Annotated in this window: 2 protein-coding genes and 1 pseudogene; 1 reads left to right on the top strand and 2 read right to left on the bottom strand. The window is 63.2% G+C overall.

Features of this window, described 5'->3' with window-relative positions:
• Both I5M_RS22695 and I5M_RS22700 read right to left on the bottom strand, forming a co-directional pair.
• Positions 1 to 212 (bottom strand): annotated as a pseudogene (locus I5M_RS22695) (efflux RND transporter periplasmic adaptor subunit); the annotation flags it as partial.
• Between the two features lie 2 nt (positions 213 to 214).
• Positions 215 to 529 carry a helix-turn-helix transcriptional regulator gene (locus I5M_RS22700; RefSeq protein WP_031337342.1) on the bottom strand — a complete coding sequence of 105 codons (315 nt, stop codon included), beginning with the start codon at positions 527 to 529 and terminating at the stop codon, positions 215 to 217.
• Positions 530 to 719: 190 nt separating this feature from the next.
• Between I5M_RS22700 and I5M_RS22705 the strand changes: the two genes are divergently transcribed.
• The gene (locus I5M_RS22705; protein WP_022723501.1) at positions 720 to 923 is read left to right on the top strand and encodes a DUF2892 domain-containing protein; all 204 of its coding nucleotides are present in this window, start codon (positions 720 to 722) and stop codon (positions 921 to 923) included.
• Positions 924 to 1,206 lie beyond the last annotated feature (283 nt).

Below are 1,206 nucleotides of genomic sequence, written 5' to 3' on the forward strand. Positions count from 1 at the left end.
ACGCTGTCGCCTTTGCGCACTTTCAGCGCGATCACCGTGCCGCCGATGCGCGCGCGGGCCGGCACCACGCTGATGCTCTCGACCGTGGCGAACACTGCCTTGTCGTCCGACAGCGCCTGCTCCGTCACCGTCATCACCTGCGCCGCCTGCGCAGCGCCCGCGCCCAGCAGCAGCGCCGCGACCGCACCGCCCCCGATCCATCCCAGTATCATCGTCAACTCCTCTCGGCCTTGGCTCCCGCCTGCGGCGTCGCCGGGCAGTACAGCCGATACAATGTGGTCAAGATCTCGCGCGCCGGCTCGCTGGCGATCGCGTAGTAGATGGTCTGGCCGTCCCGCCGCGTCGCCACCAATTCGTCTTTGCGCAGCAGCGCCAGATGCTGCGACACGGTGGAATCGCGCAGCCCCACCGAGGCCGCCAGCTCACCGACCGATCGTTCGCCGCCGATCAGCTGGCAGACGATCATGAGCCGGTGCCGATTGGACAGCGCCTTCAAAAGCTCGCTGGCCTGATCGGCCGCCGCCTCCATCATCTCGGCCTTTATATTCATAGTTGCGCATATACGATTTTACGAATATATTGTCAACAGCCCGGTCGGGTTCGGATTGTCAGCCCCGAGCCCTCGCGGCAAGGCAACCGGCCGGGTGCCGGTCACGCGACCAGACAGCTTTGCCGACCAGCGTTTTCGAGATGATGTCGCTATTGAAGGAGCAACGACAATGAATTTGGATCGCGCCGTACTCGCTTTCGCCGGCTGCGTCGTGCTGACGAGCGTCGTGCTCGCCTGGCTGGTCAGCCCTTACTGGCTGCTGCTGACCGCCTTCGCCGGCGCCAACATGCTGCAGGCGTCGTTCACCGGCTTCTGCCCGGCCGCGATGGTGTTCAAGAAACTCGGGGTCGGCAGCGGGACGGCGTTTTCTTGACCACTATCCGCCGTCATTGCCGGGCTTGACCCGGCAATCCATCCTCTTCGAAAGATACTCTTTCGAGAACTTTCTTATCGGCGCGCTCCGCACGCGATGGATGCGCGGGTCAAGCCCGCGCATGACGAACTGAAAGCGTCATTGCGAGCGAAGCGAAGCAATCCAGCTCCGTGCACTCAGCTGGATTGCTTCGTCGCTACGCTCCTCGCAATGACGGCGAAAACGTTGAAGGAAATCAGCCAGCGTTCCCGCAATTGCAGCCGCAGCCGCTCTCTTCCTCATG

Source organism: Rhodopseudomonas sp. B29 (assembly GCF_000333455.1).
GTDB lineage: Bacteria > Pseudomonadota > Alphaproteobacteria > Rhizobiales > Xanthobacteraceae > Rhodopseudomonas.

What these genes read in the sequence shown, in the direction of transcription:
- I5M_RS22700 (WP_031337342.1), bottom strand. Translation starts at nt 529, where the DNA reads ATGGAGGCGGCGGCCGATCAGGCCAGCGAGCTTTTGAAGGCGCTGTCC.
- I5M_RS22705 (WP_022723501.1), top strand. Translation starts at nt 720, where the DNA reads ATGAATTTGGATCGCGCCGTACTCGCTTTCGCCGGCTGCGTCGTGCTG.